The organism is Streptomyces sp. NPDC089799 (genome assembly GCF_040684755.1).
Taxonomy (GTDB): domain Bacteria; phylum Actinomycetota; class Actinomycetes; order Streptomycetales; family Streptomycetaceae; genus Streptomyces.
In genome coordinates this window covers 41,324-58,715 of record NZ_JBFBGR010000012.1, presented here as the reverse complement: position 1 = coordinate 58,715, position 17,392 = coordinate 41,324, and the positions used below count along the sequence as shown (strand labels likewise).

Below are 17,392 nucleotides of genomic sequence, written 5' to 3'. Positions count from 1 at the left end.
CCGGGGCCAGGGGCCAGGGATCGGGGCCCGGGCCATGGATCCGGCCCCGGGCCCTGGATCCGGCCTTCGGCCCCTGGCCACGGGTTCCCGGCCCCCGGGCGGTCACGGGCCCTTGGCCCCGCGCGTGGTTCCGGTGCCGGGCCTTCCGTTCCGGACGCCGGGCCCGGGAAGGGTCCCGGAAGGGCCTGTGCGGGGGCCCCGGCCCACGCGCTCCGGCCGGGGCCTTGCGTACCGGTCCGCACGGGGGAAGCCGGCTTCCGTACCGGTTCGCCCGGGGGGAGTCGCCGTCCGTGTCGGCCCGTGCGGAGGAAGCGGGTCGGACGGGCGCCGCGTGCTAGCGTGAACTCTCATATGACCAGCTCCAGCTCCATACCCGCTGCCCGCCGCCCCGCCCGTCGCCGGGGATCCGCCGCCCAGGGCGCCGGGGGGCGCTCCAAGAAGAAGTCGTCCGCTCCCGCGCAGGCCGCGAGGCCGCAGGAGTTCACGATGCCGGAGTCGCTGACCCCCGGGCTGCCGCCCGTGGCGGCGTTCGAGGACCTCGACATGCCCGAGGCCCTGCTGAAGACCCTCGCCGAGCAGGGCGTGACCGAGCCGTTCCCGATCCAGGCCGCGACGCTGCCGAACTCGCTGGCCGGTCGCGACCTGCTGGGCCGCGGCCGCACCGGCTCGGGCAAGACCCTCGCCTTCGGCCTGGCCATGCTGGCCCGCACCGCAGGCCGCCGGGCCGAGCCCAAGGCCCCGCTCGCCCTGGTGCTCGTACCGACCCGGGAACTCGCGCAGCAGGTCACCGACGCCCTGACCCCGTACGCGCAGGCGCTGCGGCTGCGGATCGCCACGGTCGTCGGCGGCATGTCCATCAACCGGCAGGCCGGCGCCCTGGCGCGCGGCGCCGAGGTGCTGGTGGCCACCCCCGGGCGGCTCGCGGACCTCATCGACCGGGGTGACGCGACGCTGGAACGCGTGGCGGTCACGGTCCTGGACGAAGCCGACCAGATGACCGACATGGGCTTCCTGCCGCAGGTCACCCGGCTGCTCAAGCAGGTGGAGGAGGGCGGCCAGCGGCTGCTGTTCTCCGCGACGCTCGACAAGAACATCGACAAGCTCGTCAAGCAGTTCCTGACCGACCCGGTCACGCACTCCGTGGACCCGTCGGCGGGCGCGGTCACCACGATGGAGCACCACGTCCTCTACGTCCTGGACGAGACCGACAAGAAGGCCGTGGCCACGCGGATCGCCGCACGCGACGGCCGGGTCATCCTCTTCCTGGACACCAAGCGCTCGGTGGACCGCATGGTCAAGCGGCTCCTGGCCAGCGGCGTACGGGCCTCCGGCCTGCACGGCGGGCGCTCGCAGCCGCAGCGCAACCGCACCCTGGACTGGTTCAAGACGGGCGAGGTCACGGCGCTGGTCGCGACCAACGTCGCGGCCCGCGGCATCCACATCGACGACCTGGACCTGGTGGTGAACGTCGACCCGCCGACGGACCACAAGGACTACCTGCACCGGGGCGGGCGCACCGCCCGGGCGGGCGAGTCGGGCAGTGTGGTGACGCTGGTCCTGCCGGAGCAGAAGCGCGAGATGTCCCGGCTGATGTCGGACGCGGGGATCCAGCCGCGCACGGCCCAGATCAAGTCCTCCGACGAGGAGCTGAGCCGGCTGACCGGGGCGCGCGAGCCCTCGGGCGTGCCGGTGGTCCTGGAGGTCCCGCAGCCCGCGCAGCCCAAGGCCGGCTCCAAGCCGTCCGGGTCCGGGGGCGGGCGCTCGCGCCGCCGCGGCGGGGGCGGCGGGGCCGCGGGCGCGGCCGACGGCGGCCCGCAGACCGGCGGATCCGGCTCCCGCGGCCGGTCCCGCGGGGCGGGCTCCGGTTCCGGCACGCGTTCCGGTTCCGGCGCGGCCCAGGGTTCCCGTACGGCCTCCGGCTCGGGGTCGGGATCCGGTACGGGCGCCAGGTCCGGCTCCGGCACCGGCTCCGCGGCCTCCGGCTCGGGCTCCCGCTCCGGCGGGCGCGGCCGGCGCACCGGCGCGGCGGGTTCCGGCGCGGCCGGCTCCGGCGGCGCGGCCGGGGCCTCGGCCCGCAGCCGCATCGGCTCCGGCGGCGGGCGCTCCGGACGCCGCACCTCCGGCTCCTGACGCACCCCGCTCCACCGGGCACGACGGCCGCCTTCCCGCTCACGGGACGGCGGCCGTCCCCTTGTGCCCGCTGCCGGCGCCTACCGCGCTTCCCGTTTCCCTGCTGCCCGCCCGTGCCCGGTCCGTGCCCGGTCCGTGCCCGGTCCGTGCCCGGTCCGTGCCCGGTCCGTGCCCGCCCGTGCCCGCCCGTGCCCGCCTACGCCCACCCGTGCCCGTCCGTGGTCGCACACGGTCACCAGCGCAGGTGGAGCGGACCGGAAATAAGATGAGCGGTGGGTCTTTGGCAGGCGGAAGCAGGAGGCCATGGACGAAGCGCGGAGCGGGTCGTGAACAGGCGCCGGGCCCCGCACGCGGCCAGTGCCGAGCTCCTGCACACGCTCGGGCGGCTCACCGCGCAGGCCCGCGAAGGCGCGGAGCTGCACCACGCACGCGTCGAACTCGCCGAGGTGCTGCAACGCGAGATGCTCCCCGCCGCCCTGCCCGTCCTGCCGGGCCTGCGGACCGCGGCCCGGTACGCGCCCGCCCGGGACGGCCTGGACATCGGCGGCGACTGGTACGACGGCTTCCGGCTGCCCGAGGGCGCGCTCGCCTTCTCCATAGGCGACGTCCAGGGGCACGACGTCGAGGCCGCCGCCTTCATGGGCCAGGTCAGGATCTGCCTGCGCGCCGTGTCCGCCATCGTCGACGATCCCGGCGAGGTGCTCAGCCGGGCCAATGACGTGCTGCTCTCCATGGACGCCCGGCTCTTCGCCACCTGCACCCTGCTCCGCTTCGACCCCGACACCTGGGAGATGGAGACCGCCCGGGCCGGCCACGTCCCGGCGGTCTGGGCCACGGCCGACGGCCGGTACGGCATCGCCGACGACGAGGGCGGACTGCCGCTGGGGCTGCTGCCCGGCGCGGGGTACGCCGTCACACGACACCGGCTGACGGAGGCGGGCGCCTTCGTGCTGGTCACCGACGGGGTGGTGGAAGGGCCGCCGTTCCCGCTCGACGAGGGACTGCGACGGGTGGCCCGGGTGGTCCGGGAGGGCGTGACCGCCGAGCCCGAGGAGCTGGCCGCCGAGGTGATGAAGGTGGCCGATTCCACCGGTCACGCGGACGACGCCGCCGTCCTGGTCATCCGCCACGACGCGGCGCCCGCCGAGCCCTGACGGCCCCGCCCTGGGTGCCGGTCACTGTCCGCCCCACGCCCGTCACGGTCCCGCCCGCGGTACGCCGCCGTCCCGCCCTGCGAGGGCCGCGCTCCTGCCCCGGGCGTGTCGCGCTCCGGCGCGGGGGAGCGGCTGGTGTCTGATGCTGGGGTGCGCACCGTGGAATGGCGACGTCTCCTCCTGGATCTCGTGCTGATCCTGGTCGTCGCCGGTGCCTATCACGGGGCCGGCTGGGTCGGCCTGCTCCAGCGCGTCGTCGTGGAGGGGGCGCAGGTCACCCCGACGTGGCCGCCCACCGGCATCGCGCTCGCCTGCCTGCTCTGGGGCGGCCTGAAGATCTGGCCCGGCATCGCCGTGGGCACGTACCTGGCCATCGAACAGCTCGGCTCGTTCGACCCGGAGGACCTGGTCATCGTCGCGGGCAACACCCTCGCCCCCGTGTGCGCCTACCTGCTGCTCCGCCGTACCGGCTTCCGCATCGAACTGGACCGGCTCCGGGACGGACTGCTCCTGGTCTTCCTGGGCGGCCTGCTGCCGATGCTGATCAGCGCGACCCTGGGCGTGTCGACCCTGGTGTTCACCGGCAAACTGCCGGCCTCCGACGTCTGGGGGGTGTGGGCGGCCTGGTGGGCCGGGGACGCCATGGGCGTCCTGCTGGTCACCCCGCTGCTGCTGGTCCTCCCCAGGATCCGGCCCGTCTCCCGGGTGACCCGGGACCCCTTCCGGGCTGCCGAGGCGGTGGCCCTGGGCGCCACCACCGCCGTGGTCACGGTGGCGGCCACCCGGAGCGGGCTCTCCCTGCTCTTCCTCGTCTTCCCGCTGCTGATCTGGGCGGCGGTGCGGTTCCAGCTGCCCGGGGCCGCGCCGTGCGCCCTGGCGGTGTCGGTGCTGTCCGTCTCGGCGGCGATCGACCGCGTCGGACCCTTCGCCGGGCACACCCTCCTGGAGATCATGGTCAATCTGCAGGCCCTCAACGGAGCGGCGGCCCTGACCGGCCTGCTGCTGGCGGCCCTGGTCACCGAGCAGAACAACATCCGCCTGCAGATCGAGCGGGCCTGCGAGGACCTGGTCGAGGTGGTGGCCCATCTCAGCTCCGGCGGCCGTCCGGACCCCGGCGCCGGCGGGCTCCCGGCCCGCCCCGACCAGGGCTGAGCCGGGGCCGGCCGGAGGGCCGTTCGGGCCGTCCGTCAGCGGACCAGTTTCCGCTGGAGGTCCACCAGGACCCGCAGGTCCAGGCCGAGGCCCTGGGTCAGGTACCCGTAGAAGCTGCCGTAGTCGGCCTCCAGCTGCGCCGTCGCCGCGTCCAGGTAGTCCTGGCGGACCTCCTGCAGCGGGATCAGCAGGTCCGGGTTCTGCATCCGGCCCGACTGCTTCAGCCCCTCGCGCAACTTCGCGTCGTACGCGCCCCGGTACGTGTTCGAGGCCAGGTAGTCCCGCCCGGCCGTACCCTCCGGCACGCCGAGCGCGCGCAGCAGGACGTACGCCATCCAGCCCGTCCGGTCCTTGCCCGAGGTGCAGTGGAACAGCAGCGGACCCTGTCCGCCCGACGCGGCGTCCCGCAGCGTCGCCGCGAACTGCGCCCGGTTCTCGGGGCTGGTCACGAACGTGCGGTAGATGTCGCGCATGTACGCCTCGGCGCGGCCGCCGCCGAGCATCTGCTCCTGCTTGACCGGGTCGCCGCTGGCGATCGCGCCGACCAGGGTCCCGTAGAGGCCCAGGTCGCTGACCGCGCGCGAGGTGGGGGTCAGCCCGGGCGGCAGCCTGTCGGCGCCGTCGTACTGGACCTCCATGGGGATCCGGAAGTCCACGACCTTCGTGAGGCCGAGAGCGGAGACGGCGGTGATGTCCGCCGGGGTCAGCTTGCCCAGTGCGTCGGACCGGTAGACCAGGCCCTGACGCACCCGGCCGCCGGTGTAGGTGGGGTAGCCGCCCAGGTCGCGGACGTTGACCGCGCCCTGGAGGGGGATCTGACGGATCGTTTCCGTCCCGGACCGGTGGTGGTCCTGCCGTCCGTCGGCGGGCCGGGACGCGGCCGCCGACGGCGCCGGCCGGCCGGCGCTCGCATGGGCGGGAACGGTCCCGGCGGCGAGCGCGGACAGCAGCACCGCGGACGCCAGGCGGATTCGGGCACGGCTCATCGTGTGCGACTCCTCGCGGAGAAGGGGGATCACCCTGGTGGAGGCAGGGCGTCGAGCGGACGCAGGCGTTCCAGCACCGCGTGTGCCTCGGCCATGACGCGGTCGACGAGCTCCGCGCACGAGGGCAGATCCTCGATCACGCCCGCGACCTGGCCGGATGCCATGATTCCGAGGTCGGTGCGGCCCTCGACCATGGACGCCTTCAGGAGCATGGGGGTGTTCGCGGCGAGCAGGACCTGGCTCCAGGACAGGTCCTTGCCGTGTTTCATCGCCAGGCCGTCCCGGACCATCCGGGACCAGGACAGGCCGGAGACCTTCCGGAAGGCGGCCGCGTGCCGGACCGCCCGGGCCAGTGCCCGCCCGCGGCCCGCCCGCTCCAGGGACGCGACCAGCTCGGTACGGAGCATCCGGTGCGGCAGCCCGTCCACCGCCGTGGTGACGGTGACGTCCTTCACCGTGGCGGCCAGGTAGCGGGCCTTCACCTGGTCGGGCACGGTGGAGTCCGAGGTCAGCAGGAACCGGGTGCCCATCGCCACCCCGGCCGCGCCGTAGCAGAGCGCCGCGGCCAGACCCCGCCCGTCGTGGAAGCCGCCCGCCGCGATCACCGGGATGTCCACGGCGTCCACGACCTGGGGCAGCAGCACGGTCGTGGCGACCTCGCCGGTGTGCCCGCCGCCCTCGCCGCCCTGCACGATCACCGCGTCGGCGCCCCAGGCCGCGACCTTCTCGGCGTGCCGCCGGGCCCCGATCGAGGGGATCACCACCACGCCCGCCGCCTTCAGCTCGGCGATCAGCTCCTTCGACGGCGCGAGCGCGAAGGACGCGACCTTCACCCCCTCGTCGACGATCAGCCGGACCCGGTCGCCGGCGTCCCCCGCATCGGCCCGCAGGTTGACCCCGAACGGCGCGTCCGTACGGGACTTGACCTCGCGGACCGCCGCACGCAGCTGATCCGTGGTCATGGTGGCGGAGGCCAGGATGCCCAGCGCGCCCGCGTTCGCCGCCGCCGACACCAGCCGGGGCCCGGCCACCCAGCCCATCCCGGTCTGCACCAGGGGGTGGCGGACACCGGTCAGCCTCGTCAGCGCGGTGTTCAGGACGACCCCGGCCATCAGGACCGCACTTCCTTCTCCCGCAGCCCGTCCGGGTCGATCACCTCGCGGATCAGCCGGAGCTCGTGCGCCGAGGGCTCGCGGGTGAACGGCACCCCGTCGGGCACCACCGGCTCGAACCCGGTGGCCGCCCGCACCTGCTCCACGGTGACGCCCGGGTGCAGGGACGCCAGCCGCATCGTCCGGTCCGGGGTCTCGAAGTCGAACACGCCGAGGTCGGAGACGACCCGGGGGAGCCGGTGGTACCGGCCGGCCGACGGGCCGGCGGCCGCCACCCGGTCGTACCCGACCCCGCTGACCATGTCCACGCGCTCGACGAACACCCGCGGGGAGTGCCTGGGGACCCAGTAGCTCACCGGGTTGTTGAGCGTGTTGACGGGGGCGCCGCGTACGCCCAGCAGCTGCCGGGCGGGCCGCTCCCAGTCGCCGATGCAGGAGATGTTCTGGTTGCCGTACCGGTCGATCTGGCTGGCGCCCATCATCACGTGCCGCCGCCCGCCGGTGACCATGGCCAGGTGCCGCCGGTACGGCAGCCAGCCCTCGACCGTGCCGTCGGGGCCGACCAGCATCGCCTCCCCGTCGGTGAGCAGCAGACCGGGGGAGAAGGTGCGCCGGGCCAGCCGGGCACCGACGGAGGGGATCACCCCCATCGGACTGGCGAGCACCTCCCCGTTGTCCCGCCATGCCTCGGCGCAGGCGATCACGCAGTACTCGGCGCGGGTGGTCGTGGTGGTCACTGCTGCTCCTTGTGCCAGGCACGGACGGCGGACTGGTAGTCCTCTTCGCCCGCCCCGGACAGGAAGCGGCCGGAGAACTCGGGCCAGGGGGTGCTCGCGTAGAGCTTCTGGAAGGGCTCGTCCCGGCCGTAGTCGGGTACGCAGGAGGTGAAGTGCGCGCCGCCCGGGGTCTCCACGACACCGGTCACGGCGTGCCGGCTGACCAGCAGCGTCTGCGGGGCCGCGGTCCGGGTCAGCTCGGCGGTCTCGACGATCGCCTCGCAGGAGACGTACGCGGTGTCGGCGGCCTCGCAGAACAGGTCGTCGAAGTACGGGTCGGGGCCCAGGTACTGGGCGTTGCCGTGCCGGTCGGCCCGGTTGAGGTGGACCAGGGCGGCGTCCAGCCGGAGCGCGGGCACGGCGACGAACTCCTCGCCGTCCGCGTACGGCGACCGTACGGTGCGCAGCTCGGGGTTGACCCGCATCACGTCGGAGCCGAGCCCGGCCCGGACCGGCAGGAACGGCAGCCGGTTGGCGGCCGCGTGCAGCCCCCACATGAACATGGCCTCGTCGAGCTCGGTCAGTTCGAGTGCACCGCTCTCGCGGGCGGCCCGGAAGTTCGGCTCCAGGGGGATGGAGTCGAGGGTGGCGAAGGGTGCCACCAGCCGCCGGATCCGCCCGGCCGCGGCGAGCAGTCCCACGTCGGGGCCGCCGTACGACACCACGGTCAGATCGGTGACCTCCGAGCGGAGCAGTGCTCGCACCAGGGCCATGGGCTTGCGGCGCGAGCCCCAGCCGCCGATGCCCACCGTCATCCCGCTGCGCAGCCGCCCGGCCACCTCGTCGGGCGTCATCACCTTGTCCGCCACGCCGTTCGCCACGCTGCCCGTCACCGGGTCCGTCACCGGATCCCCCACCGCGTCCGTCATCGGTCCTCTCCCGCCTTCCCGAAGGTGTCGCGGACCCGGTCGGCCACGCCGCTCAGGTTGGCCTCGAAGGTGAAGCCCTGCTCGAAGCGGTAGCTGCGGCGTACGTCCACCGGGTCGATCCCGTTGATCGCGGCCTTCGCCAGCCGGATCAGGTAGCCGTCCTTCAGCGCGATCTCCCGCGCCAGGTCGAGGGCCGCCGTGCGCAGCGCCTCCCTCGGCACCACCTGCCACACCGAGCCGTGGGCGTGCAGCTCGGCGGCGGTCGCGGTCCGCGAGGTGTAGTACAGGGCCCGCATCAGGTGCTGCGGCACCAGCCGGGCCAGGTGCGTGGCCGCGCCCAGCGCGCCCCGGTCCAGTTCCGGCAGCCCGAAGACGGCGTCCTCGCTCGCCACGATGGCGTCGGCGTTGCCGGCCAGCCCGATGCCGCCGCCCAGGCAGAACCCGTGCACCGCCGCCACGACCGGCACCTCGCACTCGTAGACCGCGGCGAACGCCTCGTAGCAGCCGCGGTTGGCGCCGATCAGGGCCTCGTGCCCGGCGTCCCGCTGCATCTCCTTGATGTCCACCCCGGCGTTGAACCCGCGCCCCTCCGCGGCCAGCACCACGCACCGGGTGCCGGGATCGCGCCCGGCGGCGCGCAGGGCGTCCGCGAGGTCGAACCACCCCTGCACGGGCAGGGCGTTGACCGGCGGGAAGTCGACGGTGACCAGAGCGACGCCCTTGTCCGGGCCGGAAGTGGAGACACCCATGAGCGAATCAGCTACCTTTCCACCAAACGTTTGTTAGGTCAGGTGTTGGTCAGGAAGGTAGCAGCCCATGGAGCTGGACGGGAGGGTTGTCGTCGTCACCGGCGGAACCCGGGGCGTCGGCGCCGGCATCGCCCGGTCGTTCCTCGCGGCCGGTGCGCACGTCGTCGTCTGCGCGCGCCGCCCCCCGGACGAACCCGTGACGCACGGCGGCCGCGAAGCCGCGTACCACCCGCTCGACCTGCGCGACCCCGCCGCAGTGACGGACTTCTTCGACGCCCTCGCCGCCGGCCACGGGCGGCTGGACACCCTCGTCAACAACGCCGGCGGCACCCCGTACCGGCTCCTGGCGGACGGCGGACCGGAACGGCACGCGCGGGTCCTCGAACTCAACCTGCTGGCCCCGCTGACGGCCTCCCTGGCCGCGCGCCCCCACCTCGCCGCGGCCCGCGGCTCGATCGTCATGATCGGCAGCGTCAGCGGCACCCGCCCCTCGCCGGGCAGCGCGGCGTACGGGGCCGCCAAGGCGGGACTGGAGAACCTGGCCCGTTCGATGGCCGTGGAATGGGCGCCCGAGGTCCGGGTCAACTCCCTGGTCCTCGGCATGGTCCGGACCGAACTCGCCCATCTGCACTACGGGGACGAGGCCGGCGTCGCGGCCGTCGGCGCCACCGTGCCGGCGGGCCGCCTGGCCGAACCCTCCGAGGTGGGCGCCGCCGCGGTGTTCCTCGCCTCGGACCGGGCGGCCTACGTCAGCGGCGCGAGCCTGCTGGTGCACGGGGGCGGGGAACGCCCGGCGTTCCTGGACGCGGCAACGGCCAACCGGCCCGCCGGCACCGTCGCCGACGAGGCCGTCGGCGAGGCCGTCGGCGAGGCCACAGACAGAGGCATCGACAAGGCCACCGACAAGGCCGCCGACAAGGGCATCGACAAGGGCATCGACAAGGAGGCATGACATGGCAGGACTGTGCGAGGGCCGGGTGGCGGTCGTCACCGGCGCGGGACGGGGCCTGGGCCGGGCCCACGCGCTGGCGTTCGCCGCGGAGGGTGCGAAGGTCGTGGTCAACGACCTGGGGGTGGCCCTGGACGGGGCGGGCGCCTCGGCCTCGCCCGCCGAAGAGGTGGCGGCCGAGATCCGCGCCGCCGGCGGCGAGGCCGTCACCCACACCGGGGACATCGCCACCACCGCGGGCGCCGCCTCGCTGGTCGCCTGCGCGCTGGACACGTACGGACGGCTGGACACCCTCGTCAACAACGCCGGGTTCCTGCGTGACCGGATGCTCGTCAACCTCGGGGAGGACGACTGGGACGCGGTGATGCGGGTCCACCTCAAGGGCCACTTCCTGCCGCTCAGGCACGCTGCGCAGTGGTGGCGGGCCGAGGCCAAGGCCGGACGTACGCCTGCGGCACGCGTGGTCAACACCTCCTCCGGCGCCGGGCTGCTGGGCTCGGTGGGGCAGGGCAACTACAGCGCCGCGAAGGCCGGCATCGTCGGGCTGACCCTGGTCTCGGCCGCGGAGATGGGCCGTTACGGCGTCCGGGTCAACGCCATCGCCCCGGCCGCCCGCACCCGGATGACCGAGGGGACCTTCGCCGACACCATGGCCGCCCCGCAGGCCGGCGCCTTCGACGCCATGGCACCGGAGAACGTCTCCCCACTGGTCGTCTGGCTCGGCTCGGCCGCCTCCGCCGGGGTCACCGGCCGGGTCTTCGAGACCGAGGGCGGCCGCATCACGGTGATGGAGGGCTGGCGCCCGGGCCCCACCGCGGACCGCGGCTCCCGCTGGACCCCCGCCGAAGCCGGCGAGGCCGCCCTGAAGCTCCTCGCCGCCGCCGAGACCCCGCACCCGGTCTACGGCGCCCACTGAGGGCGGCCCGGCCGGGGCCGTCCCGGGCAGGGATCCGGCCCCGGCCGAGCGAATCGTTACCCCTTGCGCCGTACGGGGGCGGCGGCGCGTGCCCTGTGCCGCCACCGCCGACCCCGCCCGGTAGACCCACCGGTGCACGAGCACCGCACCCGGAGGTCACCATGCCCCACCAGCACGTCCGCATCGCCGCCGCCACCGCCGCGGCCGTCCTCGCCCTGGCCGGCACCGCCGGCGCGGCCCCGCGCCCGGCCGCCCCGGCCCCCGCCTCCACCACCCGGACACTGGTCCCGCACACCCAGCACGTCTCGGCGACCGTCACCGTCCCCGCGTTCGGCACCGCCGAGGCCACCGTCCCCTGTCCCGCCGGTACGTACCCCTCCGGCGGAGGCGCGCGGTCCAGTGACGGGGTCTTCCTGATCCGGTCCCGGCCGGGCCAGAACAACACCTGGGTCGCCGGGGGCCACAACCGCTACAGCGTGCCCGGGACGGTGTCCGCCTTCGTCATCTGCACCTCGGCCGGCAGCCACAACGGGGGCACCACCGGGACCAGCGTGCATGCCGGCTGGGAAGGGGGCGCCACCGGCTCCTGCCACCAGGACGAGGTGGCCACCGGCATCGGCTGGAGCACGGCCCCCTTGATGTACGTCAGTTCGGCGGGCGTCTTCGGCGGCAAGTCCTCGGTCGACGTCCTCAACGAGGACAGCAGCAGCCCCCACGACGTGCAGATCACCCCGATGTGCTTCACCACACCGCATTCGCAGCACACCGGCCCGCAGATCCTGATGCAGGGCTATCAGACCGCCAGTGCCACGGTCAGCTGCCCGGCCGGCGAGGTGCCCACCGGCGGCGGCGGATCCACCGGCTTCCGGACCTACCTGATCACCTCGTCCGGGACCCCCGACGGCCGCGGCTGGGAGGTCCGCGCCACCAACACGACCGCCTACCCGCGGTCCTTGACCGCCCAGGTCATCTGCACCCGCCCCTAAAACACGCACCATGGATGCGGGCCCGGCCTCCTGGCGGGAAGGTCGGGCCCGGATCGTGCCTCGTGCGACACGGGTTTCCTACCCACTACAGGCCTTCGTTGAACCGAAGCCAGTCCATCATGTTCTCGCCAGGGCCGAACTCCTCCGCCCCCGCCGCCCCATCCGCCCCGGCAGCCCCCGCAGTGGCCCCGTACAACTCCCGCCACACCGCCCGTGCGCACGTTCCCACCGCCGCTGCCAGCCGCGCCGGTTCGCCGAGGCACGTCCACAGCGACACCGCCGCAACGGCCCGCCCCGCCCCGCGCACGGGCGCCGCCACGCTGTCGAACCCGCCGCGGGCCCCGCGTCCGTACGCGACCCCGCACCGCCGGGCGGCCGCCAGCTCGGCGCGCAGGCCGGGCACGCCCCGCCCCAAGGCCCGTTCCGCCGCTCCGGGTTCGCCGAACGCCAGGATCACCCGCCCGGCGGCCGTACGGCAGGCCGGCAGCCGCCCGCCCACCCGCGGCGGCACGCCCCCGGCCGCCCCCACCCGTTCCAGGCACACCACCTCCGCCCCGTCCAGCACCGACAGCTGCACCGGCCGTCCGGTCCGCTCGTGCAGCGCCACCAGCAGCGGCAGTGCGGCCCGGCGCAGCCGGTTGTGGTGCGAGGCGAGGGCGCCCAGCTCCAGCATCCGCAGGCCCAGCCGGTAGTCCCGGCCCTCCCGCTCCAGCCAGCGCAGCCGTACCAGCTGGTCCAGGATCCGGTGCGCGGACGAGCGCGGAATGCCCGAGCGGCGCACCACCTCGGTCAGCGAGAGCCGCGGCTCCGCCCGCTCGAAGGCACCCAGCACCCTCTCGGCCTTCTCCAGCAACGACAGCGGACCCGGAACCTGCTCGGGCACGGAGGAACCCCCCTGCGGTGAGGCGTCGGCGCCGACCCTCGCACGCCCTCCCGCCGACCGGAAGCACCCGGCCCCAACTATTTCACTCAGTAATACTTCGATTCGTCATGTGGCTCGGATTGGCCGAAAACACGGTCTTGTCGGCCCCGCGACACCAGATGTGACATGGACAGGTCATTCACCCGATGACGCGCACCGCCCAACCCCCCACGAAAGGCAGCGTGTTCACCGTGTCCGTGAAGCCGAACCTCAAGCGCGCCCTGAAGCGCACCGCCGCCGCCGGCGCCGTCGTCCTCGCCACCGCCAGCCTGCAGACCCTCACCGCCCCGGCCGCGAACGCCGCCCCCGCCCCCGTCGTCGGCGGCACCCGCGCCGCCCAGGGCGAATTCCCCTGGATGGTCCGCCTCTCCATGGGCTGCGGCGGCTCCCTGATCACCCCGCAGGTCGTCCTCACCGCCGCCCACTGCGTCGGCGCCTCCGGCAACAACACCTCGATCACCGCCACCACCGGCGTGGTCGACCTCAACAGCTCCGCCGCCGTCAAGGTCCGCTCCACCAAGGTCTACCGCGCCCCCGGCTACAACGGCTCCGGCAAGGACTGGGCCCTGATCAAACTCGCCCAGCCCGTCAACCAGCCCCTCCTCAACATCGCCGAGAACACGCAGTACAACAACGGCACCTTCACCGTCGCCGGCTGGGGCGCCACCCGCGAAGGCGGCGCCCAGCAGCGCTACCTGATGAAGGCCACCGTGCCCTTCGTCTCCGACGCCGACTGCCAGGCCGCCTACGGCGGCGACATCATCCCCGGCGAGGAGATCTGCGCCGGCCGCCTGAACGTCGGCGGCGTCGACACCTGCCAGGGCGACTCCGGCGGCCCCATGTTCCGCCGCGACAACGCCGGAGCCTGGATCCAGGTCGGCATCGTCAGCTGGGGCACCGGCTGCGCCCGCCCGGACTACCCGGGCGTCTACACCGAGGTCTCGACCTTCGCCACGGCCATCAAGAACGCGGCCGCCACCCTCTGACCCACCCCGTACGGGGCACGCGCGGCCCACGTGCCCCGTACGGTGTCCGCCCCGACACGGCTGGCCACCCCCGGGTTGGGCACCCGGTCCGGGGGAGCCGGAGTGTGGCGGGAGGGGGACGGGGGTGGAGGGCGGGGTGTCCGGGACACTCAAGCGTGATGTGTGGCGCGCCCGCCGCCAGGCAGCCGGACCCCGCTCAGCGCGCCGTGAATCATGCCGTCCCGGACACCCCACCCGGAGCCCCCGGCCCCCGCACCCGAAGCCGCCCGACACCCACCCCGCCGGGCAGCCATCGCCCCCGCACCCGAAGCCGGCCAAGCCCCGCCCGCCCCGCCGGGAAGCCGTCGCACCCGAAGCCGGCCAAGCCCCGCCCCGCCGGGCAGCCATCGCCGTCTCACGGACCGGTCGGCCCGAGGAAACCCCCCGCCGGGCCACGTAAGCTCGGTGACCATGAACAACAGCGACGACGTGATCGCCGAGGCCCTCACCGCCGAGGACCCCACGGCCCAGGCGGTGGCCGCCGAGCTCACCCGCCTCCGCGACAGCATCGACAACATCGACGCGGCCGTCGTCTACATGCTCGCCGAACGCTTCAAGTGCACCCAGCAGGTCGGCCACCTCAAGGCCCGCCACCAGCTGCCCCCCGCCGACCCCGGCCGCGAGGCCCGCCAGATCGCCCGCCTCCGCCAGCTCGCCGAGAACGCGAAGCTCGACCCGGCCTTCGCCGAGAAGCTCCTCAACTTCATCATCGCCGAGGTCATCCGCCACCACGAGACCATCGCCGCAGCGGAAGACTGACCCGGGGCGGCGCCGGCCCAGGGCGGCGGCAGCCCAGGGACAACGGCAACCCAGGGACGGCAGAAGCCCAGGACGGCAGAAGCCCAGGGCCGGCGGCAGCCCAACGCGGCAGCCCATCGCAGCAGCCCAACGCGACAGCCGAACCACCCCCACCCGCCCCCACGCCGTGAGGAAATTGGCCCCTGGGGCAAAACCGCCAGGTGAGGCAGCATGTCCCCATGCCCGTACTGACGCGCAACGAAGCGCAGACCCGCGCCCGCCTCCTCGACGTCCACCGCTACACGGTCAACCTCGACCTCACCACCGGTGACGACACCTTCGACTCGACCACCCTCATCCGCTTCACCACACGCACAGCGGATGACACCTTCGTCGAACTGAAACCCGAGGAGCTGCGCTCCGCCACCCTCGACGGCCACCCCGTCGACCCGGCCGCCCTCACCGACAACCGGCTCCCCCTCACCGGCCTCACCGAAGGCCCGCACGAGCTCCGCGTCGACACCCGGATGCGCTACTCCCGCACCGGCGAGGGCATGCACCGCTTCACCGACCCGGCCGACGGCCGGACGTACGTCTACACCCAGATGTTCATGGACGACGTACAGCGCGTCTTCGCGGCCTTCGACCAGCCCGACCTCAAAGCCGTCTTCGAGTTCACCGTCACCGCCCCCGCCGACTGGACCGTCCTGGCCAACGGCATCGCCGAACGCACCGGCACCCGCGACACCGACGGCGCAGGCATCTGGCAGACCGCCGCCACCCCCGTCATCTCCACCTACCTCGCCGCCGTCGCCGCAGGCCCCTGGCACTCGGTGACCACCGAACACGCCGGCCTCCCCTTCGGCATCCACTGCCGGCAGTCCCTCGCCCCCCACATGGACGCCGACGCCGACGAGATCCTCACCGTCACCCGGCAGTGCTTCGACCGCTACCAGGAGAAGTTCACCGAGCCGTACCCCTTCGACTCCTACGACCAGGCGTTCGTCCCCGAATTCAACGCCGGCGCCATGGAGAACCCCGGCCTGGTCACCTTCCGCGACGAATTCATCTACCGCTCCGCCGTCACCGACACCGAACGCCAGACCCGCGCCATGGTCATCTCCCACGAGATGGCCCACATGTGGTTCGGCGACCTCGTCACCCTCCGCTGGTGGGACGACATCTGGCTGAACGAGTCCTTCGCCGAGTACATGGGCTACCAGACCGCCGCCGAAGCCACCCGCTTCACCGACACCTGGACCGAATTCGGCGTCACCCGCAAGGCTTGGGGATACGACGCCGACCAGCGCCCCTCCACCCACCCCGTCGCCCCGGACCCCGACGGCGTCCCCGACACCGCCTCGGCCCTCCTCAACTTCGACGGCATCTCCTACGCCAAGGGCGCCTCCGCCCTCCGCCAGCTCGTCGCCTGGCTCGGCGAGGACGACTTCCTGGCCGGCATCAACACCCACTTCGCCCGCCACAAGTTCGGCAACGCCTCCCTCGCGGACTTCGTCGACTCCCTCGCCGCCCACACCGACCGCGACGTCCACGCCTGGGCCGAGAGCTGGCTGCGCACCACCGGCATCGACACCCTCAGCCCCGCCGTCCAGGAGAGCCCCGGCGGCTGGACCCTCACCGTCGACCGCACTGGAAGCCGCCCCCACCACATCGTTGCCGGCCTCTACGACCGCGCCGCCGACGGCACCCTCGTCCTCCGCGAACGGCTCCCCCTCGACATCCCCTCCGACGAGGTCCTCTCCGTCTCCGGCCCGCGGCCCGCCCTGCTCCTCCTCAACGACGGCGACCTCGGCTACGCCAAGATCCGCCTCGACGAGACCTCAGGGGAAGCCGCGATCCGCGGCCTCTCGCGCATCCCCTCCCCGCTGACCCGCGCCGTGATCTGGAACGCCCTCCGCGACATGGTCCGCGACGGCGAACTCGAACCCTCCTCCTACCTGGAGACCGCCCACGCGCACCTCCCCGAGGAGACCGACCTCGCCATCGTGGAGGGCGTCCTCGGCTTCGCCCGCACCCAGATCGCTGACCGCTACCTCCCGGCCGGGGACCGCACCGGCGCCCTCGCCCTGATCACCTCCACGGCCCGCGCGCTGATCCGCCGCACCGAGGACGGCTCCGACCCGGGCATGCGCCTGGCCGCCGTACGCACCTTCATCGACAGCGCCGGCCAGCCCGACACGATCGCCGCCTGGCTCGCCGACGGCACCGTCACCGGCGGCCCCGAACTCGACCCCGAGCTGCGCTGGCGGATCCTCGCCCGCCTCGCCGTCCTCGGCGCGGTCGGCGAACCCGAGATCGCCGCCGAACTCGCCGCCGACCCCAGCGCCAGCGGCCAGGAAGGCGCAGCCCGCTGCCGGGCCGCCCTGCCCGACCCGGAGGCGAAGGCCACCGCCTGGCAGCGCATGTTCCACGACGAGACCCTGTCCAACTACCTCTTCGCCGCCACCGCCCAGGGCTTCTGGCAGCCCGAACAGGCCGAACTGGTCGAGGGCTACGTCCCCCGCTTCTACCAGGACGCCGTGGCCGTCGCAGCCCGCCGCGGCCCGGCCATCGCCGAAGCGGCCGGCCGCTACGCCTTCCCGGCCCACGCCGTCGACGAGGACCACCTCCAGACCGGCCGCGCCTGCCTCAAAGCGGACGACATCCTCCCCCTCCTCCGCCGCAAGCTCATCGACCAACTGGACGACCTCGCCCGAGCCCTCCGCGTCCGCGAATCCTGAGGCGCGGGGCCGACGGCTGCCCGGCTTCGGGTGCGGGGGCCGGGGGCTCCGGGTGGGGTGTCCGGGACGGCATGATTTACGGCGCGCTGAGCAGGGTCCGGTTGCCTGGCGGCGGGCGCGCCACACATCACGCTTGAGTGTCCCGGACACCCCCACCCTCAACCCCGGTCCCCCTCCCGCCACACTC

Annotated in this window: 15 protein-coding genes; 9 read left to right on the top strand and 6 right to left on the bottom strand. The window is 74.0% G+C overall.

Going from position 1 to position 17,392, the window contains the following annotated elements:
* Nucleotides 1-351 precede the first annotated feature (351 nt).
* The 3 genes from AB0O36_RS15705 to AB0O36_RS15695 all read left to right on the top strand — a co-directional run bounded on the left by AB0O36_RS15705 (nucleotide 352) and on the right by AB0O36_RS15695 (nucleotide 4,436).
* Nucleotides 352-2,130, top strand: a complete 1,779-nt coding sequence (locus tag AB0O36_RS15705; protein ID WP_365109698.1) for a DEAD/DEAH box helicase — start codon at nucleotides 352-354, stop codon at nucleotides 2,128-2,130.
* 326 nt (nucleotides 2,131-2,456) lie between these two features.
* Entirely contained in the window at nucleotides 2,457-3,284 is an 828-nt protein-coding gene (locus AB0O36_RS15700) for a PP2C family protein-serine/threonine phosphatase (protein ID WP_365109695.1), read from the top strand.
* Between the two features lie 135 nt (nucleotides 3,285-3,419).
* Nucleotides 3,420-4,436, top strand: coding sequence for an MASE1 domain-containing protein (locus tag AB0O36_RS15695; RefSeq protein ID WP_365109692.1), 1,017 nt, complete (start codon nucleotides 3,420-3,422; stop codon nucleotides 4,434-4,436).
* A 35-nt stretch (nucleotides 4,437-4,471) separates the two neighbouring features.
* On the opposite strand, the gene AB0O36_RS15690 is transcribed toward AB0O36_RS15695, so the two are convergent.
* The 5 genes from AB0O36_RS15690 to AB0O36_RS15670 are packed head-to-tail and all read right to left on the bottom strand — an operon-like array spanning nucleotide 4,472 to nucleotide 8,928.
* Nucleotides 4,472-5,422 (bottom strand): tyrosine-protein phosphatase, encoded by a 951-nt coding sequence (locus AB0O36_RS15690; RefSeq protein ID WP_365109689.1) that lies wholly within the window; start codon nucleotides 5,420-5,422, stop codon nucleotides 4,472-4,474.
* Between the two features lie 29 nt (nucleotides 5,423-5,451).
* The gene (locus AB0O36_RS15685; protein ID WP_365110119.1) at nucleotides 5,452-6,519 is read right to left on the bottom strand and encodes a nitronate monooxygenase; all 1,068 of its coding nucleotides are present in this window, start codon (nucleotides 6,517-6,519) and stop codon (nucleotides 5,452-5,454) included.
* A 14-nt stretch (nucleotides 6,520-6,533) separates the two neighbouring features.
* A complete protein-coding gene (locus tag AB0O36_RS15680) occupies nucleotides 6,534-7,271 on the bottom strand; it encodes a CoA-transferase (RefSeq protein ID WP_365109687.1) in 738 nt (245 codons plus the stop codon).
* Nucleotides 7,268-8,119, bottom strand: a complete 852-nt coding sequence (locus AB0O36_RS15675; protein ID WP_365110117.1) for a CoA-transferase — start codon at nucleotides 8,117-8,119, stop codon at nucleotides 7,268-7,270. Before AB0O36_RS15675 ends, AB0O36_RS15680 begins: the two co-directional genes overlap by 4 nt.
* Before the next feature lie 56 nt (nucleotides 8,120-8,175).
* Nucleotides 8,176-8,928 carry an enoyl-CoA hydratase family protein gene (locus tag AB0O36_RS15670; protein ID WP_365109684.1) on the bottom strand — a complete coding sequence of 251 codons (753 nt, stop codon included), beginning with the start codon at nucleotides 8,926-8,928 and terminating at the stop codon, nucleotides 8,176-8,178.
* A gap of 67 nt (nucleotides 8,929-8,995) precedes the next feature.
* Here AB0O36_RS15670 and AB0O36_RS15665 point away from each other — a divergent pair, with 67 nt between their 5' ends.
* The 3 genes from AB0O36_RS15665 (at nucleotide 8,996) to AB0O36_RS15655 (ending at nucleotide 11,779) form a co-directional block, all read left to right on the top strand.
* Nucleotides 8,996-9,880, top strand: coding sequence for an SDR family oxidoreductase (locus AB0O36_RS15665; protein WP_365109682.1), 885 nt, complete (start codon nucleotides 8,996-8,998; stop codon nucleotides 9,878-9,880).
* A 1-nt stretch (nucleotide 9,881) separates the two neighbouring features.
* Nucleotides 9,882-10,793, top strand: a complete 912-nt coding sequence (locus AB0O36_RS15660) for an SDR family oxidoreductase (RefSeq protein ID WP_365109680.1) — start codon at nucleotides 9,882-9,884, stop codon at nucleotides 10,791-10,793.
* A gap of 161 nt (nucleotides 10,794-10,954) precedes the next feature.
* Nucleotides 10,955-11,779, top strand: a complete 825-nt coding sequence (locus AB0O36_RS15655; RefSeq protein ID WP_365109678.1) for a hypothetical protein — start codon at nucleotides 10,955-10,957, stop codon at nucleotides 11,777-11,779.
* Nucleotides 11,780-11,864: 85 nt separating this feature from the next.
* On the opposite strand, the gene AB0O36_RS15650 is transcribed toward AB0O36_RS15655, so the two are convergent.
* A complete protein-coding gene (locus AB0O36_RS15650; protein WP_365109676.1) occupies nucleotides 11,865-12,662 on the bottom strand; it encodes an IclR family transcriptional regulator in 798 nt (265 codons plus the stop codon).
* 236 nt (nucleotides 12,663-12,898) lie between these two features.
* On the opposite strand from AB0O36_RS15650, the gene AB0O36_RS15645 reads away from it, so the two are divergent.
* From AB0O36_RS15645 to pepN, 3 genes are all read left to right on the top strand, one after another.
* Nucleotides 12,899-13,687: a serine protease gene (locus AB0O36_RS15645; protein ID WP_365110114.1), complete on the top strand. Its 789-nt coding sequence runs from the start codon at nucleotides 12,899-12,901 to the stop codon at nucleotides 13,685-13,687.
* Nucleotides 13,688-14,137: 450 nt separating this feature from the next.
* Complete coding sequence (locus tag AB0O36_RS15640) at nucleotides 14,138-14,485, top strand: chorismate mutase (protein WP_365109673.1); 348 nt, start codon at nucleotides 14,138-14,140, stop codon at nucleotides 14,483-14,485.
* A 218-nt stretch (nucleotides 14,486-14,703) separates the two neighbouring features.
* Nucleotides 14,704-17,205: an aminopeptidase N gene (pepN, locus tag AB0O36_RS15635; RefSeq protein WP_365109670.1), complete on the top strand. Its 2,502-nt coding sequence runs from the start codon at nucleotides 14,704-14,706 to the stop codon at nucleotides 17,203-17,205.
* Nucleotides 17,206-17,392 lie beyond the last annotated feature (187 nt).